17 protein-coding genes, 1 tRNA gene and 2 pseudogenes are annotated in these 22,109 nt (G+C 71.7%); 8 read left to right on the forward strand and 12 right to left on the reverse strand.

Annotation, left to right across the window (positions count from 1 at the left end):
• The first annotated feature begins 4 nt into the window (after window positions 1-4).
• Window positions 5-80, forward strand: a tRNA-Arg gene (locus ACZ4N5_RS15520).
• Window positions 81-543: 463 nt separating this feature from the next.
• Window positions 544-723, forward strand: a pseudogene (locus ACZ4N5_RS15525) (GntR family transcriptional regulator); the annotation flags it as partial.
• A gap of 151 nt (window positions 724-874) precedes the next feature.
• Here ACZ4N5_RS15525 and ACZ4N5_RS15530 read toward each other — a convergent pair.
• The 3 genes from ACZ4N5_RS15530 to ACZ4N5_RS15540 form a co-directional block, all read right to left on the reverse strand.
• Window positions 875-1,159 carry a DUF1876 domain-containing protein gene (locus ACZ4N5_RS15530; RefSeq protein ID WP_467757706.1) on the reverse strand — a complete coding sequence of 95 codons (285 nt, stop codon included), beginning with the start codon at window positions 1,157-1,159 and terminating at the stop codon, window positions 875-877.
• Between the two features lie 593 nt (window positions 1,160-1,752).
• Entirely contained in the window at window positions 1,753-2,028 is a 276-nt protein-coding gene (locus ACZ4N5_RS15535; RefSeq protein WP_467757606.1) for a hypothetical protein, read from the reverse strand.
• 115 nt (window positions 2,029-2,143) lie between these two features.
• Window positions 2,144-3,031 (reverse strand): hypothetical protein, encoded by an 888-nt coding sequence (locus tag ACZ4N5_RS15540; RefSeq protein ID WP_467757607.1) that lies wholly within the window; start codon window positions 3,029-3,031, stop codon window positions 2,144-2,146.
• A gap of 481 nt (window positions 3,032-3,512) precedes the next feature.
• Here ACZ4N5_RS15540 and ACZ4N5_RS15545 point away from each other — a divergent pair, with 481 nt between their 5' ends.
• A complete protein-coding gene (locus ACZ4N5_RS15545) occupies window positions 3,513-4,403 on the forward strand; it encodes a prohibitin family protein (RefSeq protein ID WP_467757608.1) in 891 nt (296 codons plus the stop codon).
• Between the two features lie 241 nt (window positions 4,404-4,644).
• Here ACZ4N5_RS15545 and ACZ4N5_RS15550 read toward each other — a convergent pair whose 3' ends face one another.
• Together ACZ4N5_RS15550 and ACZ4N5_RS15555 are read right to left on the reverse strand one after the other, a co-directional pair.
• On the reverse strand, window positions 4,645-4,869 hold the full coding sequence (locus ACZ4N5_RS15550; protein WP_351122054.1) for a hypothetical protein: 225 nt from the start codon (window positions 4,867-4,869) through the stop codon (window positions 4,645-4,647).
• Window positions 4,870-4,990: 121 nt separating this feature from the next.
• Window positions 4,991-5,209 (reverse strand): hypothetical protein, encoded by a 219-nt coding sequence (locus ACZ4N5_RS15555; RefSeq protein ID WP_467757609.1) that lies wholly within the window; start codon window positions 5,207-5,209, stop codon window positions 4,991-4,993.
• A gap of 230 nt (window positions 5,210-5,439) precedes the next feature.
• Here ACZ4N5_RS15555 and ACZ4N5_RS15560 point away from each other — a divergent pair, with 230 nt between their 5' ends.
• Window positions 5,440-5,616, forward strand: a complete 177-nt coding sequence (locus ACZ4N5_RS15560; RefSeq protein ID WP_467757610.1) for a hypothetical protein — start codon at window positions 5,440-5,442, stop codon at window positions 5,614-5,616.
• A gap of 154 nt (window positions 5,617-5,770) precedes the next feature.
• Here ACZ4N5_RS15560 and ACZ4N5_RS15565 read toward each other — a convergent pair whose 3' ends face one another.
• Window positions 5,771-6,529, reverse strand: a complete 759-nt coding sequence (locus tag ACZ4N5_RS15565) for a DUF6928 family protein (RefSeq protein WP_467757611.1) — start codon at window positions 6,527-6,529, stop codon at window positions 5,771-5,773.
• A 284-nt stretch (window positions 6,530-6,813) separates the two neighbouring features.
• On the opposite strand from ACZ4N5_RS15565, the gene ettA reads away from it, so the two are divergent.
• From ettA to ACZ4N5_RS15580, 3 genes are read left to right on the forward strand one after another with little or no spacing between them, the layout of a single operon-like run.
• A complete protein-coding gene (ettA, locus tag ACZ4N5_RS15570) occupies window positions 6,814-8,478 on the forward strand; it encodes an energy-dependent translational throttle protein EttA (protein WP_351546881.1) in 1,665 nt (554 codons plus the stop codon).
• Window positions 8,479-8,484: 6 nt separating this feature from the next.
• Window positions 8,485-8,895, forward strand: coding sequence for an acyl-CoA thioesterase (locus ACZ4N5_RS15575; protein ID WP_467757612.1), 411 nt, complete (start codon window positions 8,485-8,487; stop codon window positions 8,893-8,895).
• Window positions 8,892-9,635, forward strand: coding sequence for a DUF8185 domain-containing protein (locus ACZ4N5_RS15580; protein WP_467757613.1), 744 nt, complete (start codon window positions 8,892-8,894; stop codon window positions 9,633-9,635). The genes ACZ4N5_RS15575 and ACZ4N5_RS15580 overlap by 4 nt, the downstream gene beginning before the upstream one ends.
• A 33-nt stretch (window positions 9,636-9,668) precedes the next feature.
• Here the strand turns inward: ACZ4N5_RS15580 and ACZ4N5_RS15585 are convergent, their stop codons facing one another.
• The 4 genes and pseudogenes from ACZ4N5_RS15585 to ACZ4N5_RS15600 form a co-directional block, all read right to left on the reverse strand.
• Entirely contained in the window at window positions 9,669-10,682 is a 1,014-nt protein-coding gene (locus tag ACZ4N5_RS15585) for an ABC transporter ATP-binding protein (protein WP_467757614.1), read from the reverse strand.
• 337 nt (window positions 10,683-11,019) lie between these two features.
• Window positions 11,020-13,571: pseudogene (locus tag ACZ4N5_RS15590) on the reverse strand (ABC transporter permease).
• 268 nt (window positions 13,572-13,839) lie between these two features.
• Complete coding sequence (locus ACZ4N5_RS15595) at window positions 13,840-17,151, reverse strand: FtsX-like permease family protein (protein ID WP_467757615.1); 3,312 nt, start codon at window positions 17,149-17,151, stop codon at window positions 13,840-13,842.
• A gap of 254 nt (window positions 17,152-17,405) precedes the next feature.
• The gene (locus ACZ4N5_RS15600) at window positions 17,406-17,810 is read right to left on the reverse strand and encodes a globin (protein ID WP_385698285.1); all 405 of its coding nucleotides are present in this window, start codon (window positions 17,808-17,810) and stop codon (window positions 17,406-17,408) included.
• A 134-nt stretch (window positions 17,811-17,944) separates the two neighbouring features.
• On the opposite strand from ACZ4N5_RS15600, the gene ACZ4N5_RS15605 reads away from it, so the two are divergent.
• Window positions 17,945-18,943 carry a methyltransferase domain-containing protein gene (locus ACZ4N5_RS15605; RefSeq protein WP_467757616.1) on the forward strand — a complete coding sequence of 333 codons (999 nt, stop codon included), beginning with the start codon at window positions 17,945-17,947 and terminating at the stop codon, window positions 18,941-18,943.
• Between the two features lie 360 nt (window positions 18,944-19,303).
• Here the strand turns inward: ACZ4N5_RS15605 and ACZ4N5_RS15610 are convergent, their stop codons facing one another.
• Both ACZ4N5_RS15610 and ACZ4N5_RS15615 read right to left on the reverse strand, forming a co-directional pair.
• Window positions 19,304-20,617, reverse strand: a complete 1,314-nt coding sequence (locus ACZ4N5_RS15610; RefSeq protein ID WP_467757617.1) for an FHA domain-containing protein — start codon at window positions 20,615-20,617, stop codon at window positions 19,304-19,306.
• A 73-nt stretch (window positions 20,618-20,690) separates the two neighbouring features.
• Window positions 20,691-22,037 (reverse strand): VWA domain-containing protein, encoded by a 1,347-nt coding sequence (locus ACZ4N5_RS15615; RefSeq protein ID WP_467757618.1) that lies wholly within the window; start codon window positions 22,035-22,037, stop codon window positions 20,691-20,693.
• Window positions 22,038-22,109 lie beyond the last annotated feature (72 nt).

Here is a 22,109-nt window from a genome sequence, read left to right on the forward strand (position 1 = left end):
CCCGGCCCCCGTAGCTCAGTGGATAGAGCAGGCGCCTTCTAAGCGCTTGGCCGCAGGTTCGAGTCCTGCCGGGGGCGCCAGTCTCCGCCCTCCCTTTTGGGAGGGCTTTTTGCTGGTCAGAGTAGGTTTCACTCGACACGGCGAAGCCCCGAACACCTCCCCGATGATCAAGGGGAAGGTCCGGGGCCGTACGGCTGTCACCGGGTTTTCGCGGGTGGCCCTGTCGAATACGTGTCGAAGTTTTCGGCGAGGGGCCTCAGCCCGCGGCGGGCGGCTCGGGAAGATCTCCGACGGCTTCGAGGCGCCTTTTCAAGTCAGGGAGCTGTCCCTCGACGCATCGCGCGTAGGTCGCCAGGAGCACCGGGACGCTGTTCCCGGCCCAGTCCGCCACCTGGGCGGGTGGAATCCCGTCGTTGAGCCATTTGGTCAGGCGCGTGTGTCGGTTGTCGTACGCCCGCCTTCCCGTGGGCGAGTCGAAGACGTGCGGGGGCAGGACGGCCTTGCGCGCGTGAGCAGCCCAACGGGTCCCCGTTCCGCGCGGACATGAAGGCCGTCGGCAGGCAAGACGACTGGGAGAGCCGGACCGATGCCAAGGTGCCGGCTCCGGCGGAGATCGCGGCGCGGCTCGGGATCGGCGAAGGCGATCTGTGCGTCCGAACGGCTTACGAGTTCCCTGCCGACGGTCGGCCTGTGCAGGTGTCGACGAGCTGGGAGCCGTACGACCGGCCTATGGACATGTCCCGCCGAGACGGCAAACGGGCAAATGCATCCCAGCCGCCTGGTCGTCACGGGGAAGGCCAGTCGGAGTCGGGGGACAACGGCCGTGAGGCGGCCTGGTGTTCCGTCCGCACGGCCCAGCAGCTGTCGCCGCCGGTCACCTCAGTGTGTGTGATGTCCTGCCCGAGGCCGCGTCGATCTCGTCGTGGGCCTTGGTGAGCAGTTGCATGGCGAGTTCGTTCAGGGCCCTCGCGCCCGCGACCTCCTCGCCGACCCTTGGCTGGTTCGAGTCGGAGGGGTGGCGGCTGGCGTACCCGTGGGCGCGTACTTCGTTCCCGTCGGGGAGTCGCAGGAGGGCGGCCGCGCGGGTGCGGTGGTCGTCCTCCTGGAATTCCATCTCGACGTGCCATCCGACCGTGGTCCGTGCCTGCATCGCTGCCATCTGTGTCATCGCGATCACCTCCGAAGCCGCCGCCCCCGGTGCACCCCCGCGGAGACTGATTGAGCCCCTCAGTAGAAGTGTCCTCCTCGGGCAGGCGGGGCACGAGGCGAGGCCGCGGGGGGTCACACCGAGTAGTGGGGCCGTGTCGGCGGGTGGTGCCGACGGCGGTGCCGGGCGTTCCCGAAGGGACGGCGAAGACCCGCGAGGTGCCGGTGGACGGACGCGTGTGGGCCCGGGATCAGGTGCCCTGACCAGGAATCCGGGCCTGGCAAGGGTCAGAGGCCGGCAAACGGTCCTCCGCCGCGTGGCCGAGGAGGCAGAACTGGTCGTGAGCGAGCCGAGCGCGAACATGATCAGCCATACGGCCAGGGGCAGCGACGCCGTGCAGCCGCCGGTTTCTGCCCCCACTGCTGACATCAACGCTGCCGGACGAAGGCGCAGAACAAAGGGCCGGCTCAGGAGGTTTCCCTCCCGGGCCGGCCCTTTGTCCGGTTCGACTCGGCGCCATGCACGTGCCACCGGCGCCGAAGCCGTCCGTCTCGCGGACCGCGTCCGGCGGACTCGCCGGGGTGCCCTTCAGACGCCCGCGCTCATCACATGCGCCGGGCGCTCCTGCGCGCCAGGAATTCGGCGGCCGCTCCGGTCAGCAGGGCAAGGCTCAGGCCCAGGACACCTGCGTTGATGACCGAGGGACCCTGAGACCAGGCCCAGGCGCAGCCGACCGCGAAGGCCACAGCCACGGCGATCCGCCCGGGCGTTCCGCTGACCGCGAGCAGGGGAACCTGCCCAGCCGCGCGCCGACGGTACTTGAGAACGACGATCACCGCGGCGATCAATACCAGGATGGTCGGTCCTGCAAAGCTGTCCATAACCTACGTGTGCCCTCTCTGCTTCCCCGTGGGTGAACTTCCCCGTGGGTGAACTCCCCCGTGGTGAACTCCCCGCGATGTCCCCTCGCGATGTACCCCGCGACGTACGGCGGATCTACTTGCAGTATCCGCCCTTGTATTCGTACGGAAGGAAGGTCGGCACCTTCACCTCGACGCACTTGCCGTCGGAGCCCGCGTTCCAGGCCACCCGGGATATGTTCGCCGCGTTCAGGATGCCGTACGCGTCGAACGGCGGCGGGGCGGCCGCGAACAGCACGGCCACGAACCCGGCATTGGAAGCTAGGTGGGCCGTCTCCTTCTTGTTGAAGTAGACCGTTCCGCTGATGATTCCCCAGGTCCACTTCGGGTCGGCGACGATGGGGTACACGGTGTTCGCACCGGTCTCCACGGTCTGGGTGACGGTGTCTCCATCGACCTGGTAAGCGGTGGGCACCGGGGCGCCGTTGGCGTCCTTCGCCCACGGCGTCTCCAGCCCGCCGATGATCTTTCCGGAGGCGTCGAAGACGACCAGGCCGCCCTCGGCGGTCTGCCGGATCGTGGCGCCCGTCGGCAGCGTCAGCTTGAACGACTGCTGCCGTGGAGCGTTGGCGTCCTCCAGCGTGAAGAGCGCGCGGAAGCCGCCGTCCGTCGTCGCCTGCGCGGCGGTGGAGACCGAGTCGTCGCGGCCGGCGAAGACGGTCGTGCCGCTCGTGCTGGAGGCTTCCTTCTCGCCGACTCCGGGAAGGGCGAGTTCGACGGTGTCCTCTCCCTTGGTCGCGCTGATCGGATCGTCGGCGCGGGTCGGAAGCGACACCCGGGCGCCTTCTGCGGCCACGGTGCCCGAGCCATTGAGAATTTCCTGGGTGCCCGTCGCCTTCTCGATCACCGTCGACGGTGTCGCGGTGTGTGATGACGTGTCAGCCATGGCGCACGGTGCGGCGAGCATGGTCAGTGCCGCCGCCCCGGCGACGAGGGCCAGATGTCCAACTCTCGATATGCGCAAAACAGTTCCCCCTGTTTGGTCTGTTTGGTCTGTGCCGATCTCGTCGGCCGGGGGATCTTCACACGGTTGACCAGGAGCCAACAAGATCAACTTCTCGCGGCCGTCGCCCTCGCACCTGCGGCATACATGACTCATTACCTGCATATTGAGGTCTCATGGTGAACCTTGGATGATTCGTCCTCTTTTGGAGAGGGGTATCGCGGGGGCTGAACGAGCCATGTGAAGTGAGCCACTTGACCGGAATCATGCGCACAGGGTCACTGCCGCCGACCGCGATCGGCAGTGAGGGGCTGTTGTCGGACTCGGCGTCAGACGTTTTGCTCGCAGGGTGCGTCGTCCGCCGCCTCCCGCTCACCCGGGCCGGGTGAACTCCCTTGCTTCTTGAGCGGGTTGAGCCACACATGGCCCGGCCCCGGGATCGCTACGATGCGCCGGGGCCGCGCCCCAGGAGGCGCGGAAACGTTTCCAGAGGGGGATCTCCGTGTTCGTGCTGTCCATCGTGCTGCTCATAGCGGCGGTAGTGCTCTTGCTCGTCGGCCGGGGCCGCACTGCCGCGGGCCGCTGGAGACTCGGGGCGGCACTCAGTGCCGTGGCGGGGCTACTGGCGGGCGCCTTCGCCTGTGTCCATGTCGTGAGTGCCTCCGAGGTCGGCGTGCCGGTGACCTTCGGCAGGATCGGCACGCCGATGGTCTCCGGCATCCACTTCAAATCGCCGTTCACCGACGTCGCGTCCTTCTCCACCCGCCCGGTGGATCTCGACCTCATCGACAAGGACGTGGTGGAGGTCCGCTCCTCGCAGGGAGGGGTGCTCTACGCGGACGTCACCATCAAGTGGGCCGTGGTGCCGGCCAAGGCGGTCGAGCTGTACCGGCTGGCGGGCAGCGAGGAGGCCGTCGAGGGGCGGCTGGTGCTGCCGGACAGCCGCGAGATCATCCGCAACGTCTTCGCGAAGCACACCAGCGAGGAAGGTTATGCGTCCGCCCGCGAACAGATCGGCTCGGAGATCGCCGGCCTGGTCAAGGAGCGGTTGGCACCCCGCGGCATCGACGTCACGTCCGTCAACCTGCGCAATGTGAGGCCCTCGGAGAAGCTTCAGGACCAGATCGACAAGAAGATTCAGCAGGAGCAGGCCACCGAGCGGGCCACCGAGGCGGCGCGCACGGCCAAGGTGGAGGCGGAGCGCAAGCGGATCGAGGCGGAGGGCGTAGCCCGCGCCAACAAGATCATCGAGCGGTCGCTGAGCGACAAGGTGCTGTACAACCAGTGCCTCGAGGCGTACAAGGAGGCCGCGAAGGCCAACCCGGTGTACGCGGTGCCGTGCGGCACGGACTCCAACGGCACGCCGGTCATCGTGGACGGCCGGAAGAAGTGATGCCGCTGTCCGGCTGGTGACGACGTCCGTCGGCCTTCGTCCCCCGAGCGGGAGGGCGAGGCCGACGGGCCTGTCGGCAGGTCCGGGCCGTCCGGGGCCGGCGCCGTCGCCCGGCAGTGGCCCACCGTGACAGTCGGTGACAGATCAGCCACGAGTGACCGCCATGAACCGCCAGGTCAGCGGCCCCGTCGCCAAGTTGGAAAGCGTGTGGCCCAACGCCCCCTCTCGCCTGGGGAGGGCGTCAGCTGCTTGTCTCCGGACCCCAGCGCTCCGGCCCCACTTCGCGCCAGTCGATCCACGGCGCCCCCGCAACCTCCGCCGGGTCGATCTCCAAGCCGGCTCGGCGGAGGAACTCGGCGACGTCGGCCACGTTGTGGGCCAGACCGAGGATCTCGCCGTCCACGCGCACGCGCCGGCCACCGGTGGGCGACGGCGGATGCACGATCACGCGAATCGGTCCGGACACGCCTTCAGCATCATCCGAGATGCACGGCCCCGCATTTCAGCGCGTCATTCGAGGACCCTCAGCCGCCGGACGGCAGAGCGCGTCATGTTGAAGCCGCAGGTAGATCCGGTGATGAATCCACTCAGCTCACGTCCCGGTCCGACTGTCCCAGCTCACGCAGTTCCCACCACTCCGCGGCGCTTGGTCGCCGTTGCCGCCAGTAGGGGTGGAAGAGCAGCTGCGCCGACAGCCGGTACAGATGTCGGCGCAACTCGGTTCTGCCGGGCTGCTCCGCAAGCTGCCGGTAGGTGGCACTCCACTCCTGCTGCGCCTGAGCGAGGTCGGCGGGAAGCGGTCGCATGCACAAATTCAAGCATGTGTTCGATTTATGGTCCAGCGAGGAGCGGAGGGACCTCCTCGCCTGCGATGTTGTGGCTCGGCTACCCGACCACGGCTCGCGTGAGCTGGTCGTGTTCAGCGTGGCCATCTATTGGTGAGCGAACACACTCGCGCCCCCCTTTGCACCGCGCTCTCGCCCCGGCCGCAGTCGAGGGAGGAGCATAGGAGTTGAGCGAGCAAGGGAGGCCTGCCATGAAGACCGGAGCCTCGGATTACGACCGCTGGCTGTACTCTCACACGCCCTCTCAGGCCGAGGGCGAGCGTGACGAACCGGCCGAGAGTGCGGCAATGGAGCAGCACCCCGACGTCCCCAGGACCGAACCGTCCCAGGCGGAGGGCGAGCGGGTGGACGACACCAGGACCGCCTGACCGTCGAACGGCGCCTGAGTGTCTAACTGCGTGACAACGCCAACGTACGGCGGCGGACAACGGCGCACGCCTGCGGACAGCCGCGGCAGGTGAGCAACCCACCGTTCCAGGTGGAGCGTGCACTCAGGTTGCTTCGGGACGAAGAAGTCCCCAGCTAAAGGCCATCGTGCTCGATCAGTGAGCCGTCAGGACCCATGGTGAAGAATCGCGGTGGGCCCATGCTCTCCATGATTTTTTGCCGCGCCGCTTCCTGCTCCGCGTGATCAGGGCCGTGCGGGTCCCGCACCCGGAAGCCGTGCAGTCGGATGGTGTCGGTGTCGATGTCGTCCGGTTCGGGGAGGCCCTCGCGGACGAAGCCGCAGAGTGCTCGTAGTGCATCTTCGCCCAGCTCCAGGGGGTGGAACGGCAGCGGGTACGGCTCTTCGTCCTCGTCCGGCCAGGGGATGACGTCGACCGGACGGTCTCCCGCCCAGTAGGGCAGTTCGAAGGGGAGAGGTTCGCCGATGTTCTCGATGATGCCGCTGTCGGGGGACAGGCTCAGGGAGCGGACGAGTCGGCCGTCTTCCCATACGGCGAACGCGAGCCAGTCCACGACGCTGTGCATGGCGTGCAGCACGAGCAGTCGGCCGGTGCTCGCCGCCACCAGGTGTTCCGGGAGCTCGGAGGGTCTGTCGACCATCACCCTCTGGTCACCGATGACCTCCACGCCGGGCCAGCTCGCCGCGTACGCCGTCCCTTCCGGGGGGTACACACCTCTCCAGAGGTTCGAGCCCTTGCTCACCTCGATCTCCCAGCCCGGGTAGAGCCGCCGCATCATGCCGACTGTGCGCTCAAGGTCTGCTGTGCCCACTGCGCGCAGAAGCCCCGGAACGTCGCCGTCGGCGTACACCAGAAAGCCCGTCTCGGCTCCCAAAGCCCCTCCCCAGGGTGTCGCCCTCGCTGGCGGATGCACCGTAACCGCCCCCACTGACAAAGGAGGCGACTCAGTCCGCGGGTCCGGCTGAGCCGTCTCTGGGCCGTCCGAGGCTGGCCGAGGCCGACCGACGGCGACCGACAATGACAGACGAGCCACAGACGTCGGCGATAGAACCCCAGGTCGGAGCCCCCTGACCGAACGGGTTTCCTTCAAGGGCTAGCCGTCAGGCAAGATGGGGTGTATCTGCCCACTGCCGATTTCAAGCGTCCGGACGGTTTCTCTTGGCTGAGTTCATTTACACCATGCGCAAGACGCGCAAGGCGCACGGCGACAAGGTGATTCTCGACGACGTCACCTTGAGCTTCCTGCCGGGTGCGAAGATCGGTGTGGTCGGTCCCAACGGTGCCGGTAAGTCCACCGTTCTCAAGATCATGGCGGGCCTCGAGCAGCCCTCCAACGGTGACGCGTTCCTGTCGCCCGGCTACAGCGTGGGCATGCTCCTCCAGGAGCCCCCGCTCGACGAGTCCAAGACCGTTCTGCAGAACGTGCAGGACGGCGCCGCCGAGATCATGGGCAAGCTGAACCGGTTCAACGAGGTCGCCGAGCTGATGGCGACCGACTACTCGGACGCGCTCATGGAGGAGATGGGCAAGCTCCAGGACGACCTGGACCACGCCAACGCGTGGGACCTGGACACCCAGCTGGAGCAGGCCATGGACGCCCTGGGCTGCCCGCCCGGCGACTGGCCCGTCACCAACCTCTCCGGTGGTGAGCGCCGCCGCGTCGCGCTGTGCAAGCTGCTGCTCGAAGCCCCTGACCTGCTGCTTCTCGACGAGCCCACCAACCACCTGGACGCCGAGTCCGTGCAGTGGCTGGAGCAGCACCTCGCGAAGTACCCCGGCACCGTCGTAGCCGTCACCCACGACCGGTACTTCCTCGACAACGTCGCCCAGTGGATCCTGGAGCTCGACCGCGGCCGCGCCATTCCGTACGAGGGCAACTACTCCACGTACCTGGACAACAAGGCCTCCCGCCTCAAGGTCGAGGGCCAGAAGGACGCCAAGCGCGCCAAGCGGCTCAAGGAAGAGCTGGAGTGGGTGCGGTCCAACGCCAAGGGGCGTCAGGCCAAGTCCAAGGCGCGTCTGTCGCGGTACGAGGAGATGGCGGCCGAGGCCGACAAGATGCGGAAGCTGGACTTCGAGGAGATCCAGATCCCGCCGGGCCCGCGTCTGGGCTCCATCGTCGTCGAGGTCAACAACCTCTCCAAGGCCTTCGGCGACAAGGTCCTCATCGACGACCTCTCCTTCACGCTGCCGCGCAACGGCATCGTCGGCGTCATCGGCCCGAACGGCGCCGGCAAGACCACGCTCTTCAAGATGATCCAGGGCCTCGAGACCCCGGACTCCGGCACGATCAAGGTCGGCGAGACCGTCAAGATCTCGTACGTCGACCAGAGCCGCGAGAACATCGACCCGAAGAAGTCGCTGTGGGCCGTCGTCTCCGACGAACTGGACTACATCAACGTCGGCCAGGTCGAGATGCCGTCCCGCGCCTACGTCTCCGCGTTCGGCTTCAAGGGCCCCGACCAGCAGAAGCCGGCCGGTGTCCTCTCCGGTGGTGAGCGCAACCGCCTCAACCTCGCGCTGACCCTCAAGCAGGGCGGCAACCTGCTGCTCCTCGACGAGCCCACGAACGACCTCGACGTGGAGACGCTGTCCTCGCTCGAGAACGCGCTGCTGGAGTTCCCGGGTGCGGCCGTGGTCGTCTCCCACGACCGCTGGTTCCTGGACCGGGTCGCGACCCACATCCTCGCGTACGAGGGTGACTCCAAGTGGTTCTGGTTCGAGGGCAACTTCGACTCGTACGAGAAGAACAAGGTCGAGCGGCTCGGTGCCGACGCCGCGCGCCCGCACCGCGCCACCTACAAGAAGCTGACCCGGGGCTGATCGATCTTGCGCCACATCTACCGCTGCCCGCTGCGCTGGGCGGACATGGACGCGTACGGCCACGTCAACAACGTGGTCTTCCTCCGCTACCTGGAGGAAGCCCGTATCGACTTCCTGTTCCGCCCGGAGAAGGACTTCAAGCAGGGGTCCGTGGTGGCGCGCCATGAGATCGACTACAAGCGGCAGCTGGTCCACCGGCACGCGCCGGTGGACATCGAGCTCTGGGTGACGCAGATCCGGGCCGCGTCCTTCACGATCTCCTACGAGGTGAAGGACCCGGACCAGGTCTACGTCACGGCCGCCACGGTGATCGTGCCGTTCGACTTCGAGCAGCAGCGCCCGCGCCGGATCACCGCCGAGGAGCGCGACTTCCTGGAGTCGTACCGCGACGACGAGGACGAGGCCGTCGCGGCATGACCGTCCTGCACCTCGCCGACGCGGGGGAGGCGGCCGATCTCGCCGCCTTCCTCTCCCGGCTCGTCCACTACGACCGCGCGGCCGCCGTGCGCCTCCAGGTGCACGGCACCACGCTCGCGGTCTTCGGCCGGCCGCCGTCGTTCGAGGTCCTCGCGATCCGTACGGCGCGGCTGGCCAAGCCGTACGAGAACGGGCTCGACGTCTCTCTCGACGTGACCGTCTCCGCCGGTGAACTCCTGGAGTCCGTCGAGGAGTCGGCGGCCACCGTCGGCGTTCCCGTCGCGGTCACCGGGCCCCCGTGGGCCGGGGTGCTGCCGCCCCGCGGCGGCTGGCGGCAGGAGCCGGGGCTGCCCGCCCCGGACGCCATACGGGCGAAGGTCGCCGCCGCGGTGGCCGAATTCCGGTCGCGCACCGAGGAGTTGGCGCCCGAGCTGCGGACCCGTGCCGAACTCGACCGTGTCGGGCGGGAGATCTGGTCCCGGCCGATCGGTGACACCGGACTTCCCGTGCGGGCCGCGCATGCCGCTCAGGCGCTGGGATTCCTGCGGCCCGTGCCGCCCGCGGCCGCGTCCGTCCCGGAGCAAGTCCCTTCGGGCGAGAGCCCGTTGAGCGACAGTTCTTTGAGTGAAAGCCCGTTGGTGCTGTACTCGTCGGGCGCCTGGCTGCGCCTGCGGACGCCGTTCGGGTCGGTCGCCGTCCGCCGGGCGGGACTTGGCGCGCTGGACGTCAGCGTTCGCTGATCCCCGTGCTCCTGTTCCGCCGTCGCGAGGCGGTCAGTCGGGTCGGCTGTCGTCCGGCCATACGCCGATGTGGTCCGGCTCAAGTTCCAGTGCCACGCGGTCCTTCATGCCCAGTGCCCGGGTGTACTCGGCGGGGAGCTGGAGGCGGCCGGCCCGGTCGAGCATGGCGTACTCGCGGGCCACGACCGCTTCCTGACCGGTCGTCGCGTCGACCTCCGTGCGGCGCAGGACCTCCGTGGAAGTGCGGCCGTCCCGGATGGCGACAGTGCGGCGTACCTCGGAGGCGACCGCCTGGTCGTGGGTGACGATCACGACGGTGGTGCCGAGGAGCTCGTTCGCCGTGCGGAACGCGGCGAAGATCTGCTCGGCGGTGTGGGAGTCCAGCTCGCCGGTGGGCTCGTCGGCGAGCAGGACGGCGGGGGCGTTGGCGAGGGCCACGGCGATCGCCACGCGCTGCTGCTGGCCACCCGACATCTCGTACGGGCGGCGACCGCGGCAGTCGGCGACCTCCAGCAACTCCAGCAGTTCCAGAGCCCGTTCGGACCGGGCGCGGCGGCTCGTGCGGCCCCCGGCCAGTTGCATCGGCAGGGCGACGTTCTGGGCCGCCGTCAGGTAGGGCAGGAGGTTGCGGGCCGTCTGCTGCCAGACGAAGCCGACGGCCTCCCGCTGGTAGCGCAGGCGGTTTTTCGCTCCCATCGTGAGGAGATCACGGCCCGCGACCCGCGCCGCGCCCGCGGTGGGCGTGTCCAGGCCGGCCAGGATGTTCATCAGCGTCGACTTGCCGCTGCCCGACGCACCCACCAGCGCCATCAACTCGCCCTTGCGGACCAGCAGATCGAGGCCCTGGAGCGCCTGCACCTCCACGCCGTCCGTGGAGAAGATCCGGACCAGGCGGTCGCAGGTGATCAGCGCATCGTGGCCGTAGGCGGGGAGGTCCCGGCGGGCGGCGGCACGGTCGGCGAGATCGGCGAAGGTGGGGCCCACGGGGTGTGCAGGGTCGGTGGCGCCCGTGGTGCCAGTGGCATCCGTAGGGTTGGCGGTGGTCATGGGCGACTCCTGGTGACGACGACGCTGACGCCGCTGGTCGGGCTGACGCTGGGCAGGTGGGTGCCCAGGGCCGGGGCCGGGGCCGAGCCTTGGACCGGGGTGTCGGCCGAGTCTTGGATCGGGCCGGTGGCCGATTCTTGGGCCGGGCTGGTCGCCGATTCTTGGACTGGGGTGTCGGCCGGGTCTTGGACCGGGCCGGTGGCCGGGGCCCGGGCCGGGGTCTCGGGCCGCGTGGGCAGCGCGTCGTACGCCCCGGGGCGTACGACGTACCCGGCGGCCCGCCTGCTCGCCGCCGCGCCGGACACCGGAGCGTTTCCCGGCGATGCGGGAGTGCTTCTCATCGGCTGTCGCCCGCCCTCAGCTCCCGGACCGATCCGCGTCTCCCCGTCCACCACGCCTGCGCCACCGCGATGCCCGTCGCGAGCGCCAGGACGATCGCCGACGGCAGGAGCAGCGAGAGCGTGTCCGTGCGGAGCCGGGCGGTCCCCGATGGTGTGCTGTGGGAGGCGAGGGCGATGGTCGTCAGGTCGATGCCGGGGGACAGGAGGCGGATCGCCGCCCAGCCCGTGAGCGCGCCGCCCGCCGCCGCGAGGAGGGCCTGGGGGAGCGACTCCAGAACCAGGAGGTGGCGCCCCTGGGCACGGGTGAGGCCCATCGTGCGCAGCCGGGCGAGGAGCGCCGCGCGTTCGGGGGCTGCGCGTACGAGGGCCAGCAGCAGGGCGAGCAGGGCGTACCCGGCGCTCGCCGCGACCGCCGTCGTGTAGATCCGCTCCGCCCCGGACTGCAGGGGCGAGTCGACGTACCGCGCCCGCGCCTCCGCCCGCAGCCGTACGTCCACGCCGGTGCCCGCCGCCTTGCGCAGCGCGCCTCCGTCGAGGCGGCCACCGGTCACGAGCAGGGCGGTCGGGCGGGCGGCACGGGCGTCGAGGCCGCTCCGGTCCACGACCAGGAAGTCCAGGTCGGACAGGGCGGGCGTCAGGTCCCGCACCGCCGCGATCCGCACGCTCACCTGACCGCCGTCCTCCATCCGCACGGCGAACGGGCGGGTGCCGTAGCGATCGGCGACGGCGGGGGAGGCGACAGCGGTAAGCACAGTGCCACCCGCACCGGACCCGGCCCCGGCGTCACCCGCACCGGACCCCGCGCCGCCCGCACCGGCCCTGGAGTCCGCCGTGGACGCACCGGCGCCGGACGCACCGGCGCCGGACCCCTGTCCGACCCCCGGCCGGGCAACCCTCAGCGTTCCCTCCGGGAAGCCGCCGAGTCCGAACTGTCGGGCCAGGCGTCCGTACGTCTTCGGTTCCACGCCCACCACCGCCACCGTCTCTTCCGCCGTGCCCGACCCCACTCCGGCCTCGGCCCGGTAGGCGATGCTCACCGGCGCGACCTCGCGTACGCCCGGTGTCCGGCCGATCTGGGCCGCAAGAGGGCCGGGCAGGGCGTGGGTCGCCTCGATACGGGCGTCGGCGCCGGTGGCGAGGAGGGCCGCTCGGTCGCGGGCCTCGTGGACGCCCGCGAGGACCGAGCCGCCGAAGGCCGCCGTGGTGAGCGCGGTGAGAAGCGCCAGCAGCGGCAGCACCGTGGAGCCGGACGTGCGGCCCGCGCGGGCCAGCGAGAGATGGGCGACCGCCCCGCGCAGCCGACCCGCCGGACGGGACAGGCGCCGCAGGGGCAACGGGTAGAGCCGCACCAGGACCAGCGCCGCGATGACACCCACCAGCACCGGTGCCAGGGCGACCAGTTGATCCCCGGAGGCTCCGGCGGAATCCGCGGCGCCGGTTCCCCTGCGCCGCAGAGCCGCCACCGCCCCCGTCGCCAGCACCAGCAGGGTGAGTTCCGCGACCGTGCGGCGCCGTGAGGGGCGTACGGTCGCGATGTCCCCGCGCGCCCCGTGGACGTGTACCGCGCGGTGGGCCAGCGCGGCGCGCACCGGCAGGGCGGCGCAGGCCAGGAACGTCACCGCGGACGCGGCGGCCACCGCTTGCCCGCTGCGGCCGTGCGGGACGGCGAGCAGGGCCCCGGCGAGGCCAAGGGCCCCCGCCGGGACGGCGACGACCGCCGTTTCGGCGAGCAGACGTCCGAAGGCCTCGCGGGCGTGCCGAGCATGACGGGCGCCGCGTCCGGCGGCAGCAGCAGGGCGCCGAGCCAGTACTTGTCCGCGTCGCCGCCCTGGATGGGCAGTTGGACGAGGGACGGCTCGCGCAGCACCGGCTGGGCCGTCCAGTACGCGCCGCCCGGCTCGCGCGGGTCGACGACGCCGGTGATCCGGACGGCCAGTGGCGCGCGCTGCACCGCGGGCAGGTGGATCACCGAACCCACCTTGATGTGAAGGGTCCTGGCGGTCTCGGCGGTGACGGCGGCCTCCACCTCGGGAGTCGCCGCGGTCACCGTGCCGGGCAGGCGCGGAACGCGCCCGGAGCGCAGCCGGGAGTGATCGCCGAGGCCGTTCTGCGCGACGAGCGCTATGCGGGTCGGCAGCCCGGTCGGCCGGGGGAGCCAAGGGTCCAGCGCGGCCGTGGGGTTGGTGGTGCGCACGCCGTACGAGGACTGCCCGGCGTCGACGGCCAGGGGTTCGTCGACCGAGGCCAGCACCTCGGCGTACGCGGTGCGCAGGGTGGCCGCGCGCACGGCCTTTTCCCTCTCCTCCTGCGGGAGTTCGACACCGGGCTGCGGGGCGAAGAGCTGGATGGTGGTCCGCCGGGCCGAGGCGTCGGCCAGCACCCGGCGCAGCCCCGCGTCCTCGTACCGGTCGAGCGCGCGCGGGAACACGGCGGCCAGGCAGGCGGTCAGCGCGACGAGCACGGCCAGGGCGAGGGCCGCCCCGGGTGCGGTGCGCAGCCGGGTCCGCACCCAGGGGGCCGCGACCGCCGTCCGGCCCCGTTGGGCCAGGACCGTCGTTCGGCCTCCATCGGCCAGGACCGTTGTTCCGTCCCCGTGGTTCAGGACAGCCGTCCCGTCCCCGTGGTTCACGGGAGTCGTTCCGTCTCCGTGGTTCACGGGAGTCGTTCCGTCTCCGTGGTTCACGGGAGTCGTCCCATCCCCGTGGTCCACGGGAGTCGTTCCGTCTCCGTGGTTCACGGGAGACGTCCGGTCCCCGTGGGCCTCGGCCGTCGGTCTGCCTTTGTCGGCGACCCCGTCGTGGCCGGTTCCGGTCAGGTCACTCACCTCCCAGCCGGCGCAGCGAACCCGCCGTGTCCGGGCGGCGCAGCGCCAGGAACGCCGTGATGGCCAGCGGCGCCACGGCCACCGCCGCCAGCAGCACGGCGACGTGCGTGAGCGGGAGCCGGGCCAGGACCCCGGGGACCGGCCGGGTGGCCTCCGACGTCAGCACGATCAGCGGGACGACCGCCCGAGCGAGCACCGTGCCCAGAGCGACCCCCACCAGCAATCCGAGAGCCACCAGGACGCCCTGTTCGGCGGCGATGAGCCGGGCCAGTTGGCGGCGCGGGGCACCCAGTGCTCTGAGCACCGCGAACTCGGCGCCGCGTTCGCGCAGCGATCCGGCCGTGCTCACCGCGAAACCGACCGCGGCCAGCGCCGCCGCCACCACGGCCGCCGCGGCGAACGCGGCCCGGGGACCCGCTCCGAACGGGTCGTCGCGCAGCCCGTCGGCGATCTCGTCGCGCACGACGACCTGCGCAGGATCGATGCCGGGCCGCGCCCGCAGAGCCGCCGCCACCCGAGCCGCGTCGCCTGGCGCGGTGTGCAGCCACCACTCCGTCGGCACGACGCCCTGCCCCTGCCGCGCCTGCAACACCCGGTTCACGGCCCGGAGATCGACCAGCAGCGCCCCACCCCCGCTGTCGCTGTCGCTGTCCGAGGTCGTCGGCAACGCCCGTACGGTGTCCACGATCCGCACCGGGACCGTCCCGCCGCCGTACGGCACATCCAGCCGCTGTCCCTTCCGAGCGCCAGCCGACGCCAGGAAACGGTCGGTCGCGATCGCGGTGATCCCCGGAACCGACGGCTGGGCGGCCCGCAGACGGACCGTCAGCGAGGTGATCTGCCAGGCGGATTCGTGCGGGACGTAGCCGGTGCCGTAGCGGACGGAGAGAGCCCGGTCCGAGGACTTCGTGGCCTTCGGGGGCGTGGGGCGGGTGGACGCGTCCGGTGCCGCCGCCGTGCTGTTGGTCTGCGAGGTGGTGTCCCAGGCCGTCGGCAGCGGAAGCCTCCGCGGTGTCCCGTCGGCGCCGGTCGCGTTCAAGTCCTCGACGTCCAGCCGGTGTTGCTGTGCCCTGTCGAGGGGCTGGCTCATGTCGAGTTGGAGTCCGGTGAACCGCAGCGGGCCCGGCGCGAGGTCCAGCGAGAGCGGGTGCCGCCTTCCGTCGCCGGGCAGTTGACCGATCCGTACGGTGTACGGCGTCCCGAAGAGGTCCTCCAGAGTGACCGACACGTCCGCGCCGGCCCCTTCCCCGGTGCTGCGCATCCGCAGCGTCAGGCCGAGCCGGGTCGAGCTCTTCGGGATCGCGGTGCCCTCGGTCGTGCCCTTCGGGGCGAGGTCCGCCAGCAGCGGTCCCACCGGGCGCCCGGCCAGATCGCCGCGCAGCAGGACCCCGTCCGCCGCGTGTGTCGTGTCCAGCGCGAGGACCGTCGCCGTGCGGCCGCCGGACAGCGGCAGGGTCGTACGGGCGGCGGGCGCCGCGGCGCGGACGTCCGGGAGTCCCGGGTACGTGGCGGCCTGGCCCAATCCGGTGTCGTCGCCCGCGAGCACACGCACGGACGTACCGGCCCGGAAGTCCGCCTGGTCGGCCTGCGAGCGGTCCCAGGAGGCGCCCTGACCGATGGCGAGCATGCCCATGGCCACGGCGAGGACCAGAAGCAGGACCGGTCCCGCGCCGCGCGCCGGGCGGCGGCCGATCTGCCAGCCCGCGAGGGCCGCGGGCAGTCCCCGGCCGCTCGCCGCCCGGCGCTCCGCGAGCCGGGCCACGGGCGGCAGCAGCCGCAGAGTGAGCACGGTTCCGGCGAGCAGCGCGAGGGCGGGCGCAGAGACCAGGAGCGGATCGATGCCGAGGGTGCCCCGGCCGCCTCCCCCGGAACCGGACGCGGGGGAGGCGCCGCCGCTCAGCGTGCCGGAGGTCTGCCGGTCCAGCTGCCAGTAGGCGACCGCGGCGATCACGAGCAGGCCGACGTCCGCGCCCGCCCGCACCGGAGCCGGCAGCGAACGCGCCCGGCCCACCGGCCCGGCCCCGGAGGTGAGCGCCGGGACCGTCACGGCCAGCGCGCACCCCAGCGCCACGCCCGCCGCCACCAGCCACACCCCGCCGCGCCCCGCGGTGAGGTCGAGGTGCAGTCCGATGCGCGCCGGTGCCCCCAGTCCGGCGAGCAGCCCGGTGAATGGCCCGGCGGCCAGAGGAGCGCACAGCGCCGCGGGCACGGCGAGCAGCAGCGCCTCCAGGGCGGCGAGTCCCGCGATCCGGCCCCGTGAGGCTCCTCGCGCCCGCAGCACCCGTGTCTCGGCCGCCCGTTCGGCGCTCAGCAGCCGGGCGACCAGCAGCAGCGCGTAACCGGCGAGCAGCGCCAGTTGCAGGGCGACGATCAGCAGCGTGGAGCGGGACACCAGCAGCGAGCGGTCGACACTGTCGAGGACTTCGGGCAGCGAGGTCGTCACGGCCGTCGCCCCGCTGAGGGCGTGGTCCTTGCGCAGCCCCGACTGGCCCGCACGGGCCGCCTCCCGGAGGGCGCCGATCCCGCCGGGCGTCAGTGTCGAGAAGTCGGCCGACGCCAGCCACGCGGACTCCCCGGCGCTCACCCGGCCGTCGGCGAGGGTGCCGGGATCGGCCAGCAGGGGGCCGTACGTGGTGAAGTCGACCTTCTTGATCCCGCGTCCGCCCAGTTCGTCGAGCTGCCAGTAGGCCGCGGAGGGCCGGGCGGGCCGGTACAGGCCGGTGATCCGGACGCGCACCTTCGCGCCGCCGAGCCGGTCGACGAGGGTGAGGCGCGCTCCCGGCCCCAGACCGAGCCTGTCGGCGGCCGTCGCGGGCAGGGCCACCTCGATGACGGGGGAGCCGGACGCGCCTGAGGCGACGGAAGGGGCGGAAGCGGCGGATCGCGCGGGCAGCCGTCCCGCGGTGACCCTGACCTGGGTGCGGTCGAGGGCGGCGAAGTGGGTGAGGTCCGGGTCGCCGGACCGTGCGGCGGGCGCCTGGAGCGAGCGGGGGAGCGCGTACGGGCCCGAACGCACCAGGGTGCGCACGGTGAACGGGAACCCGTCGAAGGTGCGCCGGGCCCCCTCGCGTACCGCGCGGTCGGCTGTGGCCCGCCGGCCCGAGGGGACGTCGGTGCGGACGATCAGCGAGGTGTCGGCGCTACGGTCGGGGTCCTGGAGCGCGTGGCGCAGCGAGGCGTCGCCGATCGCGCCCGAGTACGCGGTGAGCGTCGCGAGAACCGCCGTGGTCAGCAGGACGGTGAGCAGCGCGGCGACGAGCAGCAGCCGGTGTGCCCGCGCGCGCAGTAGGACGAACCCCGTCACCCGGCCCCCCGCCGCTGTCCCGGATCTCGGACTCTCGCGCGATGTTTTCAGAGGGGAAGGCCCGGGTGTAAGCGCCTGTAGGGCCGCCTTGACCGGATTGTGATCGGAATCCGGCGTCGCACGACCGGAATCCACGCGTCAGTGACCGGTGATCAGCTCGCTGTGTTCACCGTCGACGGCCGACGACCCGCTCGCTGTGTTCACCGTCGACAGCGGGCGACCGGCTCGCCGTGGTCACTGTCGACAGCGGGCGATCAACTCGCCGTGTTCACCATCGAAGCGGCCGCGTACGTCAGGTAGTTCCACAGCGTGTGCTCGTGCTCCTCGGAGAGGCCGAGCTCGTCGACGGCGACGCGCATGTGCTTGAGCCAGGCGTCGTGCGCGGCCTGGTCGACCTTGAAAGGGGCGTGCCGCATCCGCAGCCGGGGGTGGCCGCGGTTTTCGCTGTACGTCGTCGGGCCGCCCCAGTACTGGATCAGGAACAGGGTGAGGCGCTCCTCGGCCGGGCCCAGATCCTCCTCGGGGTACATGGGCTTCAGCAGCGGATCCCCGGCGACACCCTCGTAGAAACGGTGCACGAGGCGCCGGAAGGTCTCCTCGCCGCCGACCTGCTCGTAGAAGGTCTGCTCCTGAAGCGTGCCGCGCCGAATCTCTTTCACGCCCCCATGCTCTCAGACGGGGTGACCGAGGACTCAAGGCTTAGGACCACTCACGAAGCGCTCCGGACGCGCCCGCCGCGGACCCGGCCGGTCCGGCGCTCGCCTCACGGCCCGTTCGGCAGCACAGTGGAGGTATGGGCGCGCACGCTCTCGAATCCGACCCCGACCCGGGCCCCGAAGACCTCGCCGATGCGGCGCGGGCGTCCATGGTGCGCGGGATCGACCGGAGCGGGGCCTGGGAGAGCGACCCGGTCTGGCGGGAGGCCTTCGAGGCCGTGCCTCGCCACCTCTTCGTGCCCTACTACTACATCGGCGGCACCGGCGGCTTCGAGCGCGTGTGGGGCGAGGACCCGGACCCGCGGGCCAGGGACCGCTGGCTGCGCGGCGCGTACGCGGACGCGCCGCTGGCGACGCGGGTACGGGACGGGGAACTGGTCTCCTCCAGCAGCCAGCCGTCGCTGATGGCGACGATGCTGACCGAGCTGGCGGTACGGGACGGGGACGCCGTCCTGGAGATCGGCGCCGGGACCGGCTACAACGCGGCCCTGCTCGCGTACCGTCTCGGCGACGACCTGGTGACCACGGTCGATCTCGACGTGGAGATCACCGAGGCCGCGGGACGCCATCTGGCCGTCGCCGGGTACCACCCGACCGTCGTCACCGGCGACGGCGCCCGCGGGGTACCCGAGCGCGCTCCCTTCGACCGGATCATCGCGACCTGCACGCTGACCACGATCCCGCGCCCCTGGCTGCCCCAGTGCGTCCCCGGCGCCCGCATCCTCGCGCCGCTGGCCACCGGCCTGATCGCGCTGCAGGTCCGGGACTCGGAGCACGCCGAGGGACGCTTCCTGCACACGTCCGCCTTCTTCGTACCGCTGCGGGGTGCCAGCCGGTCCGGGCCGGAGCCGGAGCCGGCCCGGCTCGGCGACCTGCCGCGCCGGGCCCGCGGCCACGATCTGTTCCGGTTCCTGCTGGCCCTGACGGCGGGCAGCCTGGACCCGCTCGACGCCTACGCACTGTGGGAGCGCGAGGGGCGGCCGCAGCGCGAGCGGTACGGGATCACGGTCGGCGAAGAGGGTGCCCGGGCCTGGCTGGACCACCCCGAGGGGCCGTACACCTGGCCGCTGCCCTGAGCCGTCCGCGACCGGCGTTCCGTACGGGCCCCGAAGCGGCCGAGCGGCCCCCGGCGGCGGAAACCCCCGGAGCCGCCGTGAAAGGCCTGCTCAGCCCACCGGAACGGGTTCAGCGCCCGGGTGGCCAGGGTGCTGCCCTGGCCTCGGGACGGCCGGGATGGTGCCCTGCCTCCGGGGCGGCCGCGATGGTGGCCTGCCCCGGACGGCCGGGACGGTGCCTTGGCCCCCGGGGTGGCCGCGATGGTGCCCTGGCCCCCGGGGCGGCCGGGATGGTGCCCTGGCCCCGGACGGCCGGGATGCTGCCTTGGCCTCCGGGGCGGCCGCGATGGTGCCCTGCCCCCGGGACGCCCGGGGTGGTGCTCAGCCCCGCCTGATCGTGATCGTCGTCCAGGCGCCGACGTGCACCCGGTCGCCGTCCTGCAGTTGTACCGGCACGAACGGCTGGATGGGCTCCTCGCCGCCGTTGACCGTGGTTCCGTTCGTCGAGTTCTGGTCGACGACCGCCCAGGTGCCGTCCGGCTGCTGGACCAGCATCGCGTGCTGGTGCGAGACCCCCGGGTCCTCCGGGGGCACCGACAGATCGATGTCAGGGGATTCGCCGGTGGAGTGCCGGCGGCGGCCGATGGTGATCTGGTTGCCCAGGAGCGGGCGCTGCAGCTCCGGCGAGTACGCGGGCAGGTTCAGGCCCGCGGCCTCGGGCCCGGAGCGCTGCATCATCGCCATGAAGTACTCGCGGTCCGGTGCGATGGTCGCGCTCCAGGACAGCGACTGCTGTTGCTGGTAACCGGGAGCGGGCGGGGCCTGGGTGGCGCCGGGCTGCGGGTAGCCGTAGCCACCGCCCTGACCCGGGCCGTTCGGGCCGCCCTGACCACCCGGGCCGCCGGACGAACCGGACGACGGCGGGGGAATCACCCAGTCGTCGTCACCGCCGCCGAAGGCCGGGCCGCCGGGCTGCGGTCCGCCCTGCTGCTGCGGCGGTCCGCCCTGCGTGAAGGGCGAGGCGGGCTGCTGGGTGTAGGCCTGCTGCGGGGCGCCGGGGCCGCCGGGCTGCGGCGCCTGACGTGACGGATCGCCGCCGAAGCCCTGGGGGCCGCCGTACGGCGGGGCCTGCGGGGCCGGCGGGATCGGTTCGGCCGGCCGGTTCACCTGCGAGGGCCGCGAGCTCTGGTACTCGAACGGGTCGTGAGCGGGGCCACCGGCACCCGGACCGCCCGGCTGTCCCGGACCCTGCTGCTGGAACCGCTGCGCGGGATTCTGGCCACCGGAACCACCCGGACCACCCGGACCACCGGAGCCGCCGGGGCCGCCAGGACCGCCGTACGGTGACTGCCCACCGGGACCGCCCGGCGCGCCGGCGGGCGGACGCGGTGCCGCCGGTGTGTACGAGGTCGCCGTGTTGGTCAGGAAGTTCCACCGGCACTCCTCGCAGAACGGCGCCGCGCCCTCACGGGGCGTACGGCACTGCGGGCAGAGCTCCGGGTCGGCGCCCGGCATGCCGGACTGGTGGGGCCGGCCGCCGGGTCCCGGCGGCGGCGAACCGGGCGCCGGGTAGCCGTAACCGGCGCCGGGCGGCGGCGGGGGAGGGAGCGGGGGCACGGAACCGGCCATGCGGTGACCGCAGACCTCGCACCAGTCGTCGGAACCCGACTGGTGTCCGTTCGGGCATGTCGGCATGTCGGCGCTTCCCCCTTTCCTTTTCCGGCCGTTGTGACCGGGTTTCTCCGGCTCCCCACGGGAACCGGGCTCGCTACTTCTTTACACGAACAGTCTTTGTGGATCGTGTTTCGAGGGTCATCTCGTCAGCCTCTGCGACCCTTGCCTTCAATCGCACAGTACCTGCCGCGACGTCGACCACGTCCACCACCTTCGCGAGCAGTTTCGCAGTATCGGCGTTTCCGGAGGCTCCGGCGAGCTGAACGGCCCGTCCCAGCTTGGCCGTTGCTCCATCGACATCTCCCGCTTTACGAAGATCCAGCCCCTGTTGGATGACTTGTGCCAGTTCGGCCTGACCTGTGTAGTGCGCGACCTGCGGGTTGATGGACGTCGAGGCGACCATGTCGTCGGTCCACACGGCCCGTACGAGCCCCTGCGCGCCGAGGTTCTGCACACTGCCGTCGCCCTGCGGGATCACCAGCGAGACCCGGGCGGCGAGCATCTCCTGGCCGACCGCGGCCGTCGGGACCTGGACGCACACGTGGTAGTCGCGGGACTCGTCGCCCCAGGAGCCGGTCGGGTAGTCCCCCGCACGCGGTCCCGCCTCGGTCCGACGCTCCGTCAGTTCCTCGACGGTGGGCGCCACTTGCTTGATGAACTTGATCTCGGTGCCGACCGGCGTCCACAGTCGCAGGGCCACGTCGGCGACCTCCTTGCCCATGGCCGTCTCCATCATGTGGGTGAAGTCGGCGGCGAGGGCGGCCGGGTCGGCGACGATGTCGGCGGTGCCGAGCAGCGCCGAGGCGATCCCGGTGACCTCCTTGACCTCCCAGTCGGTGCCGACTCCACGCGCGTCACAGGTGAAACGTCCGGCACAGGAGTCGAGCGCGGCCCTCAGGTCCCCGGGCGACTCGTGCTCGTTGCGGCCGTCGGTGAGCACGATGCCGTGCCGGATCGACACCTCCGCCGAGGACAGCAGCCGGTCGGCGAGCCGCAGCCAGGTACCGATCGCCGTGCCGCCGCCCGCGCTCAGCTTGCGCAGTGCCTGCTTGGCCTGGTCGCGAGTGGCCGTGTCCGCCACCGCGAGCCGTCCGTTGCCCGGATAGACCTCCTTGGCGATGTGCGTGCCGCCGATCACCGCGAAGTGGACTCCGTCGCGCAGGGTGTCGATCGCGGCGGCGGTCGCGTCGCGGGCGTTGCGCATCTTGGCCGGCGGGTAGTCCATCGAGCCCGAACAGTCGACCATGATCGCCACGGCGGCGTCCGGGCCCTGCCCCGCCGTGTACAGGTGCGGCGCGGCGACCGCGCTTCCGATGGTGCCGCCGCCGGTCGCGCTCACCGTGACGATCGCGTTGACCTCGCGACCGCCCTCCGGCAGGTACTCGTTCTGGTACACGTCGACCGAGAACTGCGGCACGTTCGACTTCGAGAAATTGGCCATGCCTTCTCTGTCCCCCTCGGGCCTCCGGCTCTGGCGGAGGTGCTGACTGTGTGCGGACCGGTCCCCTCCGGT

The sequence above is a fragment of the Streptomyces sp. NPDC026500 genome (assembly GCF_055567635.1).

Bases quoted from the DNA above. Each gene is read 5' to 3' on its own strand.
- ACZ4N5_RS15585 (WP_467757614.1), bottom strand. From the start codon at position 10,682: ATGACCACCGCCAACCCTACGGATGCCACTGGCACCACGGGCGCCACC.
- ACZ4N5_RS15610 (WP_467757617.1), bottom strand. From the start codon at position 20,617: ATGCCGACATGCCCGAACGGACACCAGTCGGGTTCCGACGACTGGTGC.
- ACZ4N5_RS15605 (WP_467757616.1), top strand. From the start codon at position 17,945: ATGGGCGCGCACGCTCTCGAATCCGACCCCGACCCGGGCCCCGAAGAC.
- ACZ4N5_RS15580 (WP_467757613.1), top strand. From the start codon at position 8,892: ATGACCGTCCTGCACCTCGCCGACGCGGGGGAGGCGGCCGATCTCGCC.
- ACZ4N5_RS15535 (WP_467757606.1), bottom strand. From the start codon at position 2,028: ATGGACAGCTTTGCAGGACCGACCATCCTGGTATTGATCGCCGCGGTG.
- ACZ4N5_RS15615 (WP_467757618.1), bottom strand. From the start codon at position 22,037: ATGGCCAATTTCTCGAAGTCGAACGTGCCGCAGTTCTCGGTCGACGTG.
- ACZ4N5_RS15530 (WP_467757706.1), bottom strand. From the start codon at position 1,159: ATGGCAGCGATGCAGGCACGGACCACGGTCGGATGGCACGTCGAGATG.
- ACZ4N5_RS15555 (WP_467757609.1), bottom strand. From the start codon at position 5,209: ATGCGACCGCTTCCCGCCGACCTCGCTCAGGCGCAGCAGGAGTGGAGT.
- ACZ4N5_RS15560 (WP_467757610.1), top strand. From the start codon at position 5,440: ATGAAGACCGGAGCCTCGGATTACGACCGCTGGCTGTACTCTCACACG.